Source organism: Alienimonas chondri, from assembly GCF_013036045.1.
GTDB classification, from domain to species: Bacteria; Planctomycetota; Planctomycetia; order Planctomycetales; family Planctomycetaceae; genus Alienimonas; species Alienimonas chondri.
This window is the reverse complement of sequence record NZ_WTPX01000018.1, coordinates 34,487-52,191: the sequence shown is the minus strand read 5'-3', so window position 1 is coordinate 52,191 and position 17,705 is coordinate 34,487. Positions and strand designations below refer to the sequence as shown.

At 69.3% G+C, this 17,705-nt stretch carries 13 protein-coding genes, 1 tRNA gene and 1 pseudogene; 8 read left to right on the top strand and 7 right to left on the bottom strand.

From position 1 onward, the window contains the following. From LzC2_RS04640 to LzC2_RS04620, 5 genes are all read right to left on the bottom strand, one after another. Window positions 1–287 (bottom strand): hypothetical protein (locus tag LzC2_RS04640; RefSeq protein WP_171184260.1); only part of this gene is annotated, 287 nt, incomplete at its 3' end. A 35-nt stretch (window positions 288–322) separates the two neighbouring features. Then, complete coding sequence (locus tag LzC2_RS04635; RefSeq protein ID WP_171184259.1) at window positions 323–1,273, bottom strand: glycosyltransferase family 2 protein; 951 nt, start codon at window positions 1,271–1,273, stop codon at window positions 323–325. Further along, window positions 1,270–2,520, bottom strand: coding sequence for a glycosyltransferase family 4 protein (locus LzC2_RS04630; protein WP_171184257.1), 1,251 nt, complete (start codon window positions 2,518–2,520; stop codon window positions 1,270–1,272). The genes LzC2_RS04635 and LzC2_RS04630 overlap by 4 nt, the downstream gene beginning before the upstream one ends. Continuing rightward, window positions 2,517–3,482, bottom strand: a complete 966-nt coding sequence (locus LzC2_RS04625) for a glycosyltransferase family 2 protein (RefSeq protein WP_171184256.1) — start codon at window positions 3,480–3,482, stop codon at window positions 2,517–2,519. Before LzC2_RS04625 ends, LzC2_RS04630 begins: the two co-directional genes overlap by 4 nt. Before the next feature lie 426 nt (window positions 3,483–3,908). Next, window positions 3,909–5,354 carry a sulfatase gene (locus LzC2_RS04620; protein ID WP_171184254.1) on the bottom strand — a complete coding sequence of 482 codons (1,446 nt, stop codon included), beginning with the start codon at window positions 5,352–5,354 and terminating at the stop codon, window positions 3,909–3,911. 140 nt (window positions 5,355–5,494) lie between these two features. Here LzC2_RS04620 and LzC2_RS04615 point away from each other — a divergent pair, with 140 nt between their 5' ends. Further along, window positions 5,495–7,999 (top strand): hypothetical protein, encoded by a 2,505-nt coding sequence (locus tag LzC2_RS04615; RefSeq protein WP_206678555.1) that lies wholly within the window; start codon window positions 5,495–5,497, stop codon window positions 7,997–7,999. Window positions 8,000–8,106: 107 nt separating this feature from the next. On the opposite strand, the gene LzC2_RS04610 is transcribed toward LzC2_RS04615, so the two are convergent. Next, window positions 8,107–8,679, bottom strand: coding sequence for a hypothetical protein (locus LzC2_RS04610; protein ID WP_171184252.1), 573 nt, complete (start codon window positions 8,677–8,679; stop codon window positions 8,107–8,109). A 187-nt stretch (window positions 8,680–8,866) separates the two neighbouring features. Then, window positions 8,867–10,030, bottom strand: a pseudogene (locus LzC2_RS04605) (efflux RND transporter permease subunit); the annotation flags it as partial. A gap of 302 nt (window positions 10,031–10,332) precedes the next feature. Here LzC2_RS04605 and LzC2_RS04600 point away from each other — a divergent pair. The 7 genes from LzC2_RS04600 to LzC2_RS04570 all read left to right on the top strand — a co-directional run bounded on the left by LzC2_RS04600 (window position 10,333) and on the right by LzC2_RS04570 (window position 17,662). Beyond that, window positions 10,333–10,419: transfer RNA gene (locus LzC2_RS04600), tRNA-Ser, on the top strand. Window positions 10,420–10,730: 311 nt separating this feature from the next. Then, window positions 10,731–12,458, top strand: coding sequence for an OprO/OprP family phosphate-selective porin (locus tag LzC2_RS04595; protein WP_171184250.1), 1,728 nt, complete (start codon window positions 10,731–10,733; stop codon window positions 12,456–12,458). A 62-nt stretch (window positions 12,459–12,520) separates the two neighbouring features. After that, entirely contained in the window at window positions 12,521–13,243 is a 723-nt protein-coding gene (locus tag LzC2_RS04590; protein WP_171184248.1) for a hypothetical protein, read from the top strand. Window positions 13,244–13,398: 155 nt separating this feature from the next. Then, window positions 13,399–14,526 (top strand): DUF3592 domain-containing protein, encoded by a 1,128-nt coding sequence (locus LzC2_RS04585; protein ID WP_171184246.1) that lies wholly within the window; start codon window positions 13,399–13,401, stop codon window positions 14,524–14,526. Window positions 14,527–14,608: 82 nt separating this feature from the next. Further along, entirely contained in the window at window positions 14,609–15,256 is a 648-nt protein-coding gene (locus LzC2_RS04580) for a hypothetical protein (RefSeq protein ID WP_171184244.1), read from the top strand. A 61-nt stretch (window positions 15,257–15,317) separates the two neighbouring features. Then, the gene (locus LzC2_RS04575) at window positions 15,318–16,511 is read left to right on the top strand and encodes an aminotransferase class V-fold PLP-dependent enzyme (RefSeq protein WP_171184242.1); all 1,194 of its coding nucleotides are present in this window, start codon (window positions 15,318–15,320) and stop codon (window positions 16,509–16,511) included. A 32-nt stretch (window positions 16,512–16,543) separates the two neighbouring features. Then, a complete protein-coding gene (locus tag LzC2_RS04570; RefSeq protein WP_171184240.1) occupies window positions 16,544–17,662 on the top strand; it encodes a DUF3592 domain-containing protein in 1,119 nt (372 codons plus the stop codon). Window positions 17,663–17,705: the final 43 nt, after the last annotated feature.

Here is a 17,705-nt window from a genome sequence, read left to right as displayed (position 1 = left end):
ATCGCGGCCCCGCCCGACTGAGGCGAACCGGCGCCCTCCTCCCGCAGACGATGAATGTCGAACAGCCGGGCCGGCCGCTCGCCCAGCGCCGCCAGTACGCTTTGGCCGAGCGCCATGTCCCCGACGTTCCGCCCGTGGAACGCCCCCAGCACGGCGATCTCGCCGGGATCCCAGCGCGGAAATAGCCCGGCCGTTGCGCGGCGGAGCCGACTGCTCGCCTCGCCCCGCGCACGGAGCGCCAGATAGCGCAACCGGTCCGCCGGGCCGATCGGCAATGGATTCGGCACGTCGTCCGAAGCGGCGGCGGAAGCAGGGGGAGAGGTCAGGAGCGACGCCCCCCGAGTTGCCCCAGTCGTTCCGCGAGCACCGGTCCGAACGCGGCGACGAGGCCCCGATAGGCCCGTCCGCCGATGATCGCTTCTCTCCCCGCCAACCCCCGGGCGGTTTGGAAGAACGGCGCCGCGTCCGCTCCGGCGAGGCCCGCGTGCAGGCACCGGCGCCCGATGCGCCAGAACTGACGGCCGAAGGCGTGAGCCATCTCCTCGGGCAGCGGCTCGCCGAACTTCTCCCGGGCCGCGGACAGGTGCCGATGGAGCGCCTCGAACCGTCCGCGAGCGACCTCCGGCCGACCGTCCGCCGTGCTGACCCGCGGGCCGCCGTGCTGTCGATAATGGAAGACGACGCCGGGCCGGTGCACGAACCGCACGCCGGCCAGCCACATCCGCAGGTGCAGGTCGTGCTCCTGTCCGCGGGGGACGCGGGCGTCGAAGCCGTCGACCAATCGGAGGTCCTCCACGCGATGCAGCGGGGGGGTGATCAGCGGCGGGTGTTCGATCATCTGCGTCGCTTCCGACAGCCCCGTCGGCGAGGGCGGGGTCGGCAGCGGCCGGCCGTCGGCGTCCACCCAGGCGCTGTCGCCGTAGACGCTGACCGACTGACCGGCGAACTCCGCCATCTGTTCGACCTGCCGGGCCACGGCGCCTGGTTCGAGCGTGTCGTCCGAGTCCAGGAACTTCACAAACGCCCCGTCCGCCGCGGCCAGCCCGGCGTTCCGGGCGACGCAGGCCCCGCCGCCGCTCTGGCGAATGACCGTCAACCGGTCGCCGGCTCGCTCCGCGAGGTCGTCGAGCAGTTTCAGGCTTCCATCGGTCGAAGCGTCGTCCACCGCCACGACCCGGCCGACGGCCGGTTCCGCCAGGGCGCTCTCCACCGCCTCCGCGAGGTACGCGGCGCCGTTGTGGTTGGGAATCACGATCGTGACCGGCCCGCTCATCCAGCGCCCCCCTGATCCGCCAGTTCTGACAGCAGGGCGTCGATCGCCTCTCCGCGGGCGTTCGGCGGGCAGAGGGCGGACACCCGCTCCCGTCCCGCGCGGCCCATCGCTTCGCAGCGGTCGGGGTCGGCGAGCAATTCCGCGAGGCGTTCGCCCATCGCTTCGTAGTCGTGTTCCCGCACGAGCAGGCCGGTCTCGCCGTCGGCGACGTGCTCCGGGATGCCGTTGTGCCAGGTGGAGACGATCGGCAGTTCCAGCAGTGCCGCCTCGGCCGGGCTGAGGGCGAATCCCTCCTGATCGCCGCTGACCGCGGTGACGCTGTGCTGGGCGAAGACCCAATGCCCCGCGACCGTCACCAACCCCTCCGCCCGCGGCACGCCGGGGGAAAGGCGGACCGCGTCGCTCAGGCCGAGCCGCTTGATGCGATGAACCACGCGGTCCCGCTCCGGTCCGTCGCCGATCATGGTCAACCGCGCGTTCGGCACGGCTCTGCGGGCGATCGCGAACGCCTCGATCAACGCGACCGGGTGCTTCTTCGCGGTGAGCCGGCCGAAGTAGGCGACGGACGGCGGCTGCGTGCGTCGCTCCGCCCACGGAACCGGTTCGACGCCGTCGGTGCGGACCGCCAACCGAATCACCCGGCAGCGCTCCGGGTCGGCGCCCTCCAGCACCAGCAAGCGACGCATGTGATGCGACGCCGTCACCAGCGCCCCGGCCCCGTCGAAGACGGCCGGCAACGACCGGCGATAGGCGTCGTCGGCCAGGGAGGTCGTCACGTCCGATCCGTGAAAGTGCACGGCGAAAGGGACGTTCGCCGCCGTCAGCGGACCGACGGCCAGCGACGCGGCGCGGCCGTCGTCCACATAGGCCACGTCCGGCCGCGCCTCGGCGATCGCCGGCCCCAGCGCCCGGGCCGCGGAACGCATCAGGCGGGGCCAGTCGCTGGCTCCGCGGAACGTGCGTTCCAACTTTCCCGCGAGCCGATCCGTCGCGCTCGTCAATTGGGCGAAACGAACCGCTTTCAACGCGACGCCCGGCGGCGGGACGACGTTCGGCACGGCGTCCGAACAGACGACCGTCACCTCCCAGTCGCGGCCGGCGAGATCCGCGACGAGGTCGCTGACGAACGTTTCCGACAGCGCCCCGTAATTCGTCGCAATATAGAGCAAGCGGCGCGGCGGGCGACCGCCTGACTTCTCCGGCGCGGGGGCGGCAGCGGAAACGGCGGGGGCGGCGGTCGACGTCATCCGCCGGTTTGCGGGGGTTCGGCGGACCGCACCGTCGGCGGACGATACGTCGGATCTCGCTCCAGTCGCCTGCGGGCGGCCTTGCGGGCGGCCCGCACGACCCAGCCGACGATCGGGAGTTGACTGGCGACCCGAATTTCCGCATCCAGCATTTTATGTGCGATACTGCGATCACGCAGCGTGCGAACCACTTGCTCCCGGGCGCCGTATCGCAGCAACATTAATTGCTGCTCGGCCCATAATTCGCCCCGCATCTGGACGTTCGTGGTCTTCGCCTGATCGTGGCTTTTGGCGGCGGCGAGCGGTTCGTTCAGCGTCTCGAACCGGAACTGCTTGGCGACTTTCAGCCACAGCTCGACGTCCATCACGTACCACAGTTCCTCGTTCAGCCCGCCGACCGCATCCCACACGCCCCGGGAGAGAAAACACCCCGGCTGCATGAAGTTGTGATTGTCCCAATCGACCAGCTTCTCGAACGTATATTCCTCCAGCACGGTCGAGTTATAAACGTGGCCGGACTCGTCGGTCTTTTGGCATAATCCGACCAGCGCGTCGGGGCGATGTTCCCGCCAGTATGCGGCGACCCTCGACAGCGCGCCCGGCAGATATACGTCGTCGCTATTGAGCCACGCAGCGATCGCGTTCGGGTCCTTCGAGACGTGCTCGAATCCCTTGTTGATCGCGTGGCTCTGGCCGCGGTCCTTTTCGCTGCACCAGAAGGTGAGGCGGTCGGCGTACTCGCGAATGATCGCCGCGGAGTCATCCGTGCTGCCGCCGTCGATTACGGCGTAGTCCAAGTCGAATTCCGTGCCGATCCCCTCTTGATTCAAAACGCTCTCCAGCGTCTCCCGCAGATACGCCCCCTGATTATAACTGGGCGTGACGATGCTGAACCGCGGCCGATCGGCGGCCTGATCCGCGGAATCGTCGTCGGGGGACGGGCTGGGCGAGGAGTCCGGCATACAGCAGGGGATGTCCGCGAAGGGACGCTCGGCGGGGAGAAGGACGGGCCGCTCGCCGGCGTGACGGACCGCACGCCCCCTGGTGTGCGCGATCCGTCCGGCGAACGGCCGGCACTCTACAGATTGGCCGCAAGTCCCGGAACCTCTCCCGTTCGCCCCGTAGGGCAATTGTGAAGTCGGCATATGCCGGCGAAAGACATGAGACGGTGTGGCATGCTTTCGCCGCGTCTGGGCCGCGTCCGAATCGCTGTGCCCCGTCATGGCCGCGGCGTAAGCATGGAGAGCGACGCCCGGCCGCAGAGAGCCGGCGAGCGCAACCCTCCATGCTCACTCGCCTGCGTTCCGCTTCGCTGCACTCCGGCGTGAGAGCATGCCACACCGGACATCGGACTTGGCCGTCGCCCTGCATCACGCAACAGCGGCGATTCAGCGACGATCCGCCAAGCGCTTCTGCAACCGCATGAGCAACGCTTCCGCGACCTCCGGCTGCGCGTTCGCCAGATTCCGCGTCTCCGCGTCCGGGGTGCGATGATCGTAGAGCTCCAGATGCCCGTCGCGGTGGGCGATCAGGCGGTGCGTGTCGGTCCGAATCGTGTTCGCTCTGGACGTATAGGAAACGGCGACGCCCCCCGCGGCGGCCGAAGCGTCTTCGGGATCGTTCAGCAGCGGCCGCAGCGATTCGCCCTGCGCGAACTCCGGCGCCGGCAGTTCGGCGAGGTCGCAGAGGGTCGGAAACAGGTCGATCGACTCCACGATCGCCCCGGTTTTGCGTCCCGGCCGTGGCATGTTCGGGGCGGCGATGATCAGCGGGGATCGCAGCGATTCCTCAAACAATGCGTGCTTGCCCCAGATCGCGTGCTCGCCGAGATGCCAGCCGTGGTCGCCCCACAGCACCACGACCGTGTTCTCCGTCAGCTGCAGTTCGTCCAGCCGATCGAGCAGTCGCCCCGTCATCGCGTCGGCGTAGCTCACGCAAGCGGCGTAGTGCTTGAGGACGGCCTCGGCGAACGCGGCGTCGTCGTTCGGGTTCTTGCCGAAGCGGTCGTACTTCATGAACTCGCCGGAGCCGTGCCAGGTCGTCTTGCCGGCCGGCTTGTTCGGGTGCGGGATCGGGGGAACGGCCGCGTCGGCGTACGGCTGCATGTACTCCGCCGGCGCCCCGAACGGCAGGTGCGGGCGGATCAGCCCGACGGCGAGGAAGAACGGCTTCTCATCGGCATTAAGCGTATCAAGCTGCGAGAGCGCCTCGTCCGTCGTCAGGCCGTCCGGGTAGATCGCCGCCGGGCCGTCTTCGGACTGAAACACGGCCATCTTCCCGGCGTTCGTGCGGATCTCCCCGTGAGCCAGCCCGTGCATCGCTCCGCGGGGGTGCTGCCAGGGGCCGACGGGCATCAGGTGGCGATCCCAGGAATCCGGCATCTCCGGCTGAGCAGGGTCGTCCCAGTTTCCCCCGCCGCGTCCGCCGGGATGATGCGAAACCTTTCCCACGGAGACCGTCGTGTAGCCGTTCTGCCGGAACCACGCCGGCATGCTGGGGGGCACGGAAGAGGGATCATTCCGCAGTCGTTTCGCCCGCTCGAACAACGCCCCGTTGCCCGCCGGACCGTAGAGACCGGTCAGCAGGGCGTACCGCGACGCCCCGCAAGTCGGCGCCTGCACGTAGTGGCGATGGAACGCTCGACCGCGGGCGGCGAGGGCGTCGATGTGCGGCGAGTCGATCCAGTCCGCCCCGAAGCTGCGCAGCTCCGGGCGGAGGTCGTCGATGCAGATCAACAGCACGTTCGGTCGATCGGCGGTCGCGTCGGGGGTTCCGGCGTCGCCCGGCCCCGCGGCGATCAGCGTTCCGGCAAGCAGCAACGACGCGGCGATCATCTTCGAATCTCCCAAAGACAGGCGAACGCCGGCGATTGTGCGAACCCGTCCGCGCGACCGCCATCCCGCTCGGCGCAGTTGCGATCCACCAACCCCGATCGGACAGTGCGACGACCCTTCTGCTGCCTGAGCCGACCACGATGCCCCGATTCTTCGCTCCGCTGCTCGCGTTCGGTCTGGCAGCGCTGTGGTCGGTCGCCCCGACGATCGCCGCGGATGCGCCGGATTACGAGGCGATCGACCAGCCGAGCTTCGGCGGGATCTATCCGCACCTCGCCTTCTTCAACAACGAGAACGAGTGCGGCACCGGCGCCGTCGTGCCGTGGGCGGGGCGGCTCTGGGCCGTCACCTATGCCCCGCACAGCCCCCGCGGCTCCTCCGATAAGCTGTACGAGATCACCCCGGACCTGACGCAAATCGTGCGTCCCGAATCGATCGGCGGCACCCCCGCGAACCGGATGATCCATCGCGAGAGCGATCAACTCTTCATCGGCCCCTACGCGATTCGCGCCGACGGCGAGGTCCGCACGATTCCCTACGAGGAGATGTTCGGCCGCCCCACGGCCAACGCCCGCCACCTGACCGACCCCGCGGGGAAGATCTACTACGCCTCGATGGAGGAGGCGTTGTACGAGATCGATGTGAAAACGCTCGCCGTCACGACGTTGTTCCGCGACGAAGCCGACCGGCGGAACGGTCCCCGTTCCAACCTGCCCGGCTATCACGGCAAGGGGCTGTACTCCGGTCATGATCGCGTGATCTATGCCAACAACGGCGAGCACGGCGTGGATGCGAAGTCCGACCCGACGACGCCCTCCGGCGTGCTGGCGACCTGGAACGGATCGCCCGGCAAAGGCGCCTGGACGATCGTGCGACGCAACCAGTTCACCGAGGTCACCGGCCCCGGCGGGATCTACGGCAACCCGAACCCCGCAACGGACCCGATCTGGACGATGGGCTGGGACGACAAGTCGCTGGTCTTGATGTGCCTGCACGAGGGCGAATGGACCTCCTACCGCCTCCCCAAGGGCAGCCACAGCTACGACGGCGCCCACGGGTGGAACACGGAGTGGCCCCGCATCCGCGAGATCGGGCCGAATGCTGACGGCAGCGACGACCTGCTGATGACGATGCACGGCACGTTCTGGCGGTTTCCCAAGGGCTTCCGTCCCGGCGAGACCGCGGGCATTCGGCCGCGGTCGAACTATCTGAAGGTCGTCGGCGACTTCTGCCGCTGGGGCGATCGGGTGGTCCTCGGTTGCGACGACGCCGCGGCCAGCGAGTTCCTCAACAAACGCCGGGCGAAAGGCGAGATCGCCGGCCCGCAGAGCCAATCGAACCTCTGGTTCGTGAAGCCGGACGACCTCGACACGTTCGGCCCGGCGCTGGGACGCGGGGCGGTCTGGAAGGTCGAATCGGTCGCCGCGAACGAACCGTCCGACCCCTACCTGTTCGCCGGCTACGACCGCCGCGGCGTGCACCTCACGACCGACCGGCCGACGACGGTGACGTTCGAGGTCGACCGCCGCGGCACGGGCGAATGGAGGGCGCTGGAGAGTCTGCGAGTCGACGGCGCCGCCTGGCACGCTTTTCCGGAGGACGCCGCGGGGGAGTGGGTCCGGCTGCGGCTGACCGAACCGGCGACGGTCTCCGCGGTGTTTCATTTCGCCGACCGCGACGACCGCCCGACGGCGGAGAACCTCGGCCCGGAGGCGGCGGGGCTGTTCGAGGGCCTCATCAAGCCCCGCGCGTTCCCGGAGGTCGCCGGCGGGGTGATCCGGGCCCGCGGGGGGAACGAGCGAACGCTGCACTTCGCCGCGACCACCGCCGCGGGGCCGCTGGGGCATTACGTGCTGGACGAGACGATGACGCTCACCCCGGACGGGGACGCGACCGCGGACGGGGACGCGACCGCGGACGCGTGGCTGCGGGCGAACGCCGCGATCCCGGACCGGGCCGGCGTGCTGTCGGTCGACGCCGCCAGCGTGCTGTACGTCGACGACGACGGGACCCGCTACCGCCTGCCGAAAGACGACGCGTTCGCCGCCCCGGACCTCTCCCTGGGCTTCGGCCGGTTGGCGCGGGAGGTCGCCACGGAACGCGACCTGCTGAACTGCCACGGCACGTTCTACGAGCTGCCGGCCCGCAACGCCGGCGGGTTCGCCAAGCTGCGACCGGTGTGCACGCACGGCCGGCGGATTCACGATTTCTGCAGCTACCGCGGGCTGCTGGTTCTCTCCGGACTCGACCTGGGCGCCGCGATGGCCAACCCGCGGATCGTCCGCGACCGGGCCGGGGACGTGGGATTGTGGGTCGGGTCGCTGGACGGGATCTGGAAGATGGGCAAGCCGGTCGGCCAGGGCGGGCCGTGGCAGAACAGCGCCGTGACGGCCGGCGAGCCGTCCGATCCGTACCTGATGACCGGCTACGACCGGAAGGCACTGACGCTCTCCGCCGACCGACCGACGGAGATCACGGTCGAAGTCGACATCGCCGGCGACGGTTCCTGGACGCCCTACCGCACCTTCCGCGTCACGCCAGACGGCCCGGTCGAACACACGTTCCCCGCAGCGTTCGGGGCGTACTGGGTGCGAGCCGTCGCCGACGTCGACGCCACGGCGACCGCCCAGTTGGCCTACGAGTGAGGCAAATGGCGAGCCGGGGGGTTCATCCCCCCGGCCCGGCGAACGCAGCGAACCGAACGCGAATCTCTGCCCGGTCCGGGGGGACAAGCCCCCCGGCTCGCGGCGGCTTACTCGTGATCGTGGTCGCTGTGGTCTTCGTCGTGGCTCGCTTCGCTGTGGCGGATGGTGCCGGAGTAGGCCCGGCCGTCGATCTTGATCATCAGCTTGGCGTCGTCGTGGCCGTGGTCGAGTTCTTCGCCCAGCACCGGGTCGGTCGAAACGAACAGCGACGCGGAGCCGTCGTCGCCGCCTTCCGGGGGCGAGGCGGCGAGGGTGAACGTCTTCCGCTCCCCGTCATGGGAGAGATTCACGGTCGCTTCCGGGGCGTCGACCATCACCTCTTCCTTCGCGGCGCCGTCCAGCACGTAGATCAGCACCTGGCCGTTCTCCACGTCGTGGACCAGTTCGCCGTGGTACTCCTCGTCGCCCAGTTCGATCAGCGAACCGCCGTGCGGGCCCTTGGTGGGATGGCCGTCGCCGTGGTCGTGGCCTTCGTGGTCCGCATGATCGTCGCCGCCGACGGGCGGGGTGTCGGTGACGACGGCGTCGTCCTCTTCCGGGGCGCAGCCGATCGTTAGCGTGCACGCCAGCAGGTACGCCGGGGCGAGGGCGAGAGAGGGGATCAGGGTCGAGCGACGCATGGTTTGGTTCCTTCCGAGCGGAGCGGGGACGGGGGAATCGATCAGTCTAGACGGTCGCCGTGCAGACGGAAGGCGCAGCATTTCCATCACGCCAGCGGGTCTCCCGCCGCGTCCGTCGCCGTCAGCCGGCGCCCGGCGCCGCGGCCATCACCTGCAAGCCGAAGTTCGCCGGTCCGAACAGCGTGTAGAGGACGAGGAACACCCCCAGCACCGACGCCGCCGCCAGCGGGGCGAACAGCCGTCCCTCCATCCCCTGCAACGCGAACAGCGGCAGGAAGAGCACCACGACCGCGGTGCCGAAGACGATCGACCCGCGAATCTCCGCGCTCGCCCCGTACACGACCCGCAACGGGTGCAGCCGTTCGTCCAGCGGCTTCAGGCGATTCTCGCCGAGCCGTCGATGGACGTTCTCCACATCGACGATCGCGTCGTCGACCAACTCCCCGATCGCGACCGCCAAACCGCCCAGCGTCATCGTGTTGATGCCGAGGTCGAATCCCGCGAAGACGGTCGCGGTCGCCACCACCGACAGCGGAATCGCGGTCAGCGTCACCAGCGTGGTCCGCAGGTTCAGCAGAAAGGCGAACAGAATCACGACGACCAGCGTGACCGGCACCCCGCCCCGGGTCGCCACGGGAACCAATCGCAGGACTTCGAGCGTGACGGCCCGCCCGAGTCCGCGGACCAGCAGTTCGGTCGGGCCGCGATCGTCGAGGTAGCCGCCGGTCGCGTTGCGGTTGGCGTCGTGGGCGGCCTCGCGGACCTCCTCCATCGTCACGCCGGGCGTCCGCAGGGCGTCCGGGTCGACGAGAATCTGGTACTGCGAGCGTCCCCCGCCCATCGTGAACACCTGGGCGACGCCGGGGACGGTCAGCAGGCGTTGACGAATCACCCAGTCGGCCAGCGTGCGGAGTTCCAGCGCGTCCCTCGCGTCCCCGCCCACGGCGTCCGCCGGATCCGTCCAGAGCGCGAGGATCAGCACCTGCCCAATGATCGAACTGACCGGGGCCAGCGACGGTTCGACGCCCTCCGGCATCCGATCGGCGACGGCGGCGATCCGTTCGGCGACGATCTGGCGGTCGGTGTAGATGTCCGTGCCGTAGGCGAACTCCACGTTGATCACGCTGATCCCCACGCCGCTGCTGCTGCAGACCGCCTCCACGCCGGTGGCGCCGTTGACGGCGGTTTCCAGCGGGAAGGTGATCAGGGCTTCGACCTCCTCCGGCGCCATGCCGGGGGCCTCCGTCAGCATCACGACCCGGGGTCGGTTGAGGTCGGGGAAGAGGTCGATCGGCAGGTTCGCCGTCTGCCACCCGCCGATCGCCAACAGCGTCGCCGCGAGGGCCAGCACGACGGCTCAGTTCCGCAACGCGAAGCGGATGACAGCGTTCAACATGCGAAACCGTCGAAGCGAAGACCGATTGATAGACAGGCGCATCGCCCGCTCGCGGATTCGCGGCGCCCGAGGGTTTGCGGACGCCCCGAACCCGCTAGCGACGGCCGCGGCCTCAGGGTAGCCGGCTTGGGAGATCAATTTCCCACGATTCGCGAACGCCGCGGGGTTGGGGCGTGTCGGGCGGGCGGGTATTCTTCGCCCCCACTTCCAGCCGAAGCGGCCGCCGGTTGATTCCGACGCCGCCTCGCTGAAACCCCGGAGAGGTGCCGGAGTGGTCGAACGGGCCGGTCTCGAAAACCGGTGTGCCTGTAAGGGTACCGGGGGTTCGAATCCCCCCCTCTCCGCTTAATGCTTGTTGCATGATGTTTGAGTCCCGGCGCCGCGACGCTCGACGTCGTGCGGCAGCCGTACGAGCGGGCGAGGCGTGCGTCGTCTCGCGTCTCGGTCTGTGACTTTTCCGTGAAGGCCCCGGAACGGCCTGCACGGTCCGGTTGCGCGGGTCGCCCGGATTCGCAGCCAGTGTGAAGAGCGGTTCCGCCGGTTCTGCACGAGACACGGGGAACGATCGACCGGGTTCGTCCGGCGCAAACCGATGTGACGAGCGACGCGACCAGGAGGGTCGCGACGTCACCGCCGCGCCACGGAGTAAACACGGATGTTTCCCCTTCCCTCACGTTGGATCGCCCGCGGGGCGTTCCTGGCCCCCGCCGCCCTCTGCTCCGTCGCTTGGGCCGACGACCCCGTGGCTCCCGCGCCGGTCGCGTCGGCGGCGGACTCCGTAGTCTCCGCCGAGGACTTTGCCGCCCTCGTGAACCGGCTCGATCGAGCCGAAGCGGAAGTCCGCTCGCTCCGCACGCGGCTGGATACGCCGCCCGTCGCGGCCGCCCAGTCGTATACGGAGCGGGCGAGTTTGACCTCGGCCCCGCTGTTCCGCTCGGCCGCTTTGCAGGACGTGACCCCGGCGGATAAGGGCGTCGCGGATCAGGCGCTCATCATTCCCGGCGAGGAATCCAGCACGGCAGCCTCGGAGGCCGGCGACAGTGACTTCGAGGCCCGCCTGACGGAGTTGGAAGAACTGTTCGGCGACGGGAATTCTGAGGCGCTCGATGAAGAATTCGAGTCCCTCTCCGAGCGGATCGACGACGTGGAGGGCGGTCTGTCCAAGTACGTCACCCGCGGGACGAAGAACTCCAAGGTGCAATTATTCGGTCGGTTGCACGCCGACTACTACGCCTTCCCGGACACTGACGACGGCGCCGCACGGTTCGAAGGCGAGAACCCCCAGGACCGCTTCCTGTTCCGCCGCCTGCGGATCGGGGTCAAGGGGGATATCAATACGAATATGTTCTATAAGATGGAGACGGAGTTCGCCTCGGTGAACGACTTCGAGGTGCGGGACGTCTACTTCGGCTTCCGCGATCTGCCGATTCTGCAGACCCTCACGATCGGCAACCAGAAGCGTCCCTACGGTTTGGACCACCTGAACAGCAGCCGGTACAACGTCTTTATCGGTCGTCCGAACGTCATCGAGGCGTTCAACGAGGACGCGCGTCGCTTGGGCATCGCCTCCTACGGCGTCTCCGACGACCTCCGTTATAATTGGCGGTACGGGATCTGGAATCTCGAACGGATCCAGGACGACGGCATTTATATCGGCGACGCCTATCAGTTGCAGGTCGCCGGGCGCCTGGCCACGACGTATTGGTGGGATGAGTGCTCCGACGGCCGCGGCTACGGGCACTTCGCGGTCTCCGGCACGGTGGCGGACCCGGACGAAACCGGCGGCCCGCTGAACAACAACGAGGCCCGCTTCCGCACCCGCCCCGAAGCCCGTACCGGCGATCGCTGGCTGAACACCGGCCGCATCGACGACGTGGAGCGATTCAGCCTCGTCGGCCTGGAGCACGTCCTGAACTACGGCGCCGTGCAGTGGGTGACCGAGGCGCAGGTGCTCTCCAACAATCGCAACAACGGGGCGGAGGACGCCACGTTCCACGGCGCCTACACCTATGTCAGCTACTTCCTGACCGGGGAGCACATGCCCTGGAATCGCGAGAGCGGCACGCTGGGCCGGGTGAAACCGCATGAGGATTTCTTCCTCGTGCGGGACTGCAACGGCCGTTGCGGCGGGGGTTGGGGCGCCTGGCAGGTGGCCGCCCGGTACTCCTACCTCGACATGAACGACGCCGACGTGTTCGGCGGCAAGGCCGACAGCCTGACGCTGGGCGTGAACTGGTACTGGAACGACGCCGCCGGCATGCAGTTCAACTGGGTGAACGGCGCCATTCGGGACTCCGCCGTGGTCGCCGGCGTCGGCGGGGCCGGCGTTCCGACCGACAGCCGGTACGACATTCTCGGCGTGCGTTTCCGGCTCGATTTCTAGGCCGCCAATCACGGCCCGACCCGCTCCTTTCCCACACCTTCTCACCCCAGCGAGCCACACGGATGTCCGTTCGCCTTCCCCTGTCCCGTTTGTTCCCCGGCGTCGCCGCCGCGGCGCTGCTGGCCGCGGTTCTCTCCCCCGCCGCGATCGCCGGTCCCCCCTGCGTGGCCGACGGCTGCACGACCGGCCCAGGCGCCTGCGCCCCGCCGACCCGGTACGCCTGCCGCGTGAAAGTCGGTCACGAACCGATCGAACGCGATTGTGCCGTGATCGAGACCGACGTGATCTGCATCCCGCCGATCACCACCTCCCCCCTGTGCTGCCTGAAGAACCTGCTGTGCGGCAAGAAGGACTGCGGCACGAAGAACCGCGGCTGCGGCGTCGACGGCTGCACGACCGCTGGCTGCGACGGTGCCGCCTGCGGCGCCCGCGGCTGCGTTCCGAAGAAGCCGTCCGGCTGGTTCGCCAAGCTGACCAACCACGGTTGCGGGTGCGGCGGCGGCCTCCGCTGCGTCAACACGCTGGACGTCCACGAGTACGAATGCGGCACCCGCTGCGTCTGTGAATGGTCCGCCGTGCCCGTCGGCGGCTGCGGCCAGGCTCCCTGCGAATCGGCCGTCGGCCAAGTCCCGGCGATGCAGGTTTACCCCGCCCCCGCGGCGCCGCGGTACGACCAGCGCCCCGTCGGCGGCGACGCCGTTCCGCCGGCCCCGGTCCCGGCTCCCCCGGCGACCACGTTCGACCTGCCGTCGCTGATCGACGCCCCGCCGGCCTCGGCGGAGTGAACGACGACGAGGAACGACTGACGCGATCTGAACGATCGATCGCGTGAGACCTGCCGCTCGCGGTTTCAGAGGATCCCAGAAGGGTCGGATCCCGAGAAACCGCGAGCGGTTTTACGTTCGTGAACCGCGGGCGATTCGAGGACGTATCCTCCGCTATGCCGAGTGACGCCCCCGACGCCGCCGCCGCCGCGCTCGAACGGGTTGGGATCCGCTTCGGAACGGTGTTCGTCGGCCTGTTCATGACGGCTTGGATCACGTTTTGGATCGGCGGAATCATCTTCGCCGCCGCCGTGATGTTGCCGGGGGCGAAGCTGGCGATCCGCAGCGCGAACTTCCCGCAGGTCGACGGGCGCGTTACGCGGTGCAAGATCGACGTGAGTCACGGCGGCGAAGACGGCCCCTCCTATGCGCTGGACCTCGCCTACGTCTATGAGGTCGCCGGCCGGTCGTACGTCGGCACGCGGTACGACACGACCGTCGTCTCGAACAACGACCGCGGCTGGCACGACCGCACCGCAAACGCGCTCAAGCCGGGGACCGTAGTTCCCGTCTACTACGCCCCGGACGACCCGTCGGTCGCCCTGTTGGTTCCCGGCGTCACCGGCGGGCACCTGTTCATCGTGCTGTTCGCCCTGCCGTTTCTGGCAATCGCGACGCTGGTACTCGGCGGCATGAGCGCTGCCGCCCTCGGGGCCGTGACGGGACGCTCCGCGCGGGGGGCGTTCGATGCGGGCGGGATGAAGCGGTGGGACACCGGCAGCCTGCCGAGCTTGGTCTCCGCGGCGGGGATGGCGGTCGCCGTCCTCGGGGCGGTCGGGTTCGCGGGGACGTTTCTCGTGGCGTTCACGGCCGGCTTTCGCCCGCCGCTGTGGTTCCCGGCCGGCATCCTGCTCCTGGGAGCGTTACTCGCCGGATACCTCGCGGCGAAGGTCTACCGGAAGCGGTCCAGCGGGGCGGAAGACGTGGTGCTCGACCCGACGCGCCGACTCGTCGCCCTGCCGATCACCGAGGGTCGCGAGTCCCGCGTGGTCGTCCCGTATGACGACGTGCGTCGGGTCGAAGTCGCCCGCAAGAGAGCGCATCGGGGTCGCGGCGTGAGCGGCGTGGCGCTGTACCTCGCCCCCGAAGCCGCCGCCGAGGCGGGCGTCGAACCGAAGCAGCGGCTCACGCCGTTCCGCTCCGGTCTCAAACTGTGCGACCGGGACCGCCGGCTCATGGAGTGGTTGGAAGAGGAACTCTCGTCGAACGCCGACCCCGACTTGCCGTCGCGTTCGGTAGTTTAATCCCCCCGCCGCGCCGACGGCTCCCCGATCAACGCGCCGGCGGCTCACCGATCAAACCGAGATCGACCTTACCGAGATCGCCGTGACCGCCCCTGCCGACCTCTTCGCCGACGACCCCGATCCCTGGGAGGCCCCCGCGCCCGATACATCCGCGCCCGGTACATCCGCGCCCGGTACATCGACGTCCGCGGCCGGATCGATCCGCCCGACACGCCGCGGCCCGGCGCCGAACGGTTGGAAGGCGGCGGCGCTGGTTCTGGGCGGCGGGCTGGGCGGGGCGATGGCCGCCTCCGTCGTCTGGTGCGTCGCCCTGCTGGGCGTGATCGCCGCCCAAGAGGACGACGAGGATTACTTGTTCGATGATTACGGCCCGACGGCTTGGGACGAGAGCGATACGGTCGCTCTGACTTCAGCCCTGAACGCGAATCCCGTCGTGCAGGAGTATCTCGGAACCGTCACCGGGGCGACGCTGAACGAGGACCGCTCTTACGCAGCCGATGTGGAGTACGACGAATGGTTCTACGACGTCGTCGGCGAGCACGGGACCGGCCTGATCCGCGCCCGGTTCGACACGCAGGAACACTACAAGGAGGCCGACCTCACGCTGCCCGACGGCACGGTCCTTCCCCTCGACCTGGCGATCCCGACCGGCGTCGACGTCTCGGAACCGCCCGCGGTCCCGGAGGCCGCCGCGGCAGGCGACGACTCGAACGACGACGCGGCGGAGTGAGCGTTCGGCAATCTCGTTTCCGACGCTGTTCGAGGCGGACCTCGAACGTCACAACGGCCGGATGAACGTTCCCGCTTGGCCGATACGCCCCGGCGTCATTTACCTGAACCACGGTTCGTTCGGGCCGACCTCCGAGCCGGTGTTGGCGGAACGGGAACGGTGGAGCCGCGAACTGGCGAGCCAGCCGATGGACTTCTTCGTCCGTCGCTTGGAGGACGAACTGGACGCCGCCGCCGAAACGCTGGGGCGGTTCGTCGGCGCCGACGCGGGGGGCATCGTGCCGGTGTCGAACTCGACGACGGGGATGAACCTCGTGGCTCACAACCTGTCGCTGGCGGCGGGCGACGAGGTTCTGCTGACCTCCCACGAGTACGGCGCCGTGTTCCGCCTGTGGAAACAGCGGGCCGAGCCGGTCGGGGCGAAGGTGATCTCCGCTCCGATTCGGGCCTCGCTGGATGATGCGGAGGGCGTCGCCGCGGACGTGCTGTCCGCGATCACGCCGCGGACGAAAGTCCTGGTCGTCTCCCACGTCACCAGCAAATCGGCCGCGATTTTGCCGGTGCAGCGGATCTGTGCGGGGGCGAAAGAACGCGGGGTGCCGGTGGCCGTCGACGGGCCGCACGCGATCGCGGCGCTGCCGCTGGAGCGGCCGGGCGAGGGGATCGCCGATCTCGGCTGCGACTGGTACACGGCAGGGTGTCACAAGTGGCTGAGCGCCCCGTTCGGCAGCGGGTTCCTGTGGATCGCCCCGCAGCGCCGCGAGGGGTTCGCGCCGCTGGTCGCGAGTTGGGGCGGCAGCGTCTCCGGTCGTTCGCCGGACTGGCGGGACGACTTCCGCTGGCCCGGCACGCCGGACCCCAGCCCGTTCCTGTCGATCCCCGCGGCGATTCGCGTGCTGGAGGAGGCGGGCCTCGAAGCGTTCCGCGCCCACTCCGCCGGGTTGGCGGGGGCGGCGGTCGAACGGTTGAACGCCCTCACCGGTCTCCCGCCGCTCGGACCGCGGTTTCCCGAGGGGCGCCGCCTGCCGATGGCCCCCGCCGCCCTGCCCGATCCGCCGGCCGGCACGCCGAAAGTCGGCCACGGCGACTGCGATCCGCTGCAGAAAGCCCTGTGGGAACGGCACCGGATCGAGATTCCCGTCGTCCATCGCGGCGGCCGGCGGCAGATCCGCGTCTCCTGTCACCTCTACACCACGCCGGCCCACATCGACTGGCTGATCGCGGCGGTCGAGGAAGAACTCGACCGCGGGCTGTGAACCGCCGTCGTCCCCCTGACGTTCCCGACGCCGTGACCGAACGCGAATCAAACGACCCGCAGTCCTTGGAGAGCGTCCCGCCGGCGGGGCGGGGCGATTGGCGACAGTTCGCGATCGTCGCGTTCTGGCTGCTCGGATGGGCGATCTTTCTGATCGCGTTCGCCGTTGGCGTGCTGCCCAACTACCGGCTGGCGGTCCGCAGTCTCGGGTTTGCGGAGACGCTCGGTCGGGTGATCGACTGCCGGGTGATCGCCCACCCGGGCGGCGACAACGGACCGACTTATTCGCTGGACCTCTCCTACGCCTACCAGGTCGGCGGACGAAAGTACCTCGGCGCCCGGTACGATGCGAACTCCCCGAAAAGCGGCGATCGCGACTGGTACCGCCGACGGGCCGAAGCGCTGCGACCGAACACGGTCGTCACCGTGCATTACGACCCGGCCGACCCGAAGAACAGCTTGCTGGCCCCGGGCGTCACCGGGACGCAGCTGTTCGCAGCGCTGTTCGCGGTGCCGTTCGCCGCGATGCTCGCCGTGGCCGTGCGGTTCCTCCGAATTCGGATTCAGCAGAGCCGAGCCTCGACGGGAGCCGCCGAGCCGCCGCCGACGGTCCACGACGGACGCTTGATCCGGGCGCCGCTGGCCCCATATCCGCCGTTCGTCGCCGGGGCGATCGGGGCGGGGGGCGTCGCCCTGATCGAGGTGTTCGCCATCTCCTTCACGTACGGTTCCCGGCCGCCGCTCTGGGTTCCGGCGACGGCGCTGTTGATCGCGGCCGCCGCGGGAATTGGGGGGGCCGTCGGGGTGACGCGGCGGCGGGCGACGGGCGTGTACGATCTGGTGATCGACCCGGACCAGGAGTTGCTCGCCCTGCCGATGAGCCTCGGCCGCCGCAAGCGGTTGGCCGTCCCCTTCGCCGGCGTGGAACGCGTGGGGATCGACAAACGCACCGACTCGGAGGGTTCCACCTACGCCGCCGCCGTGTTCCTCACGGACCAGGCCGCCGCGGATCTGGGCGCGAAGCGGACGCAGGCGCTGACGGTTCACTACGGTCCGTCGCCGCGGTGCCCGAGGCGGGACGGGTTGATTCGGTGGCTGCGGGGACACTTGGGGCGGCCGATCGACGAGGGGTTCGGCGACGAGGCGACCTGACGGTCCTTGCCGGACCGCGGCCCTTGCCGAACCGCGGGCGGGG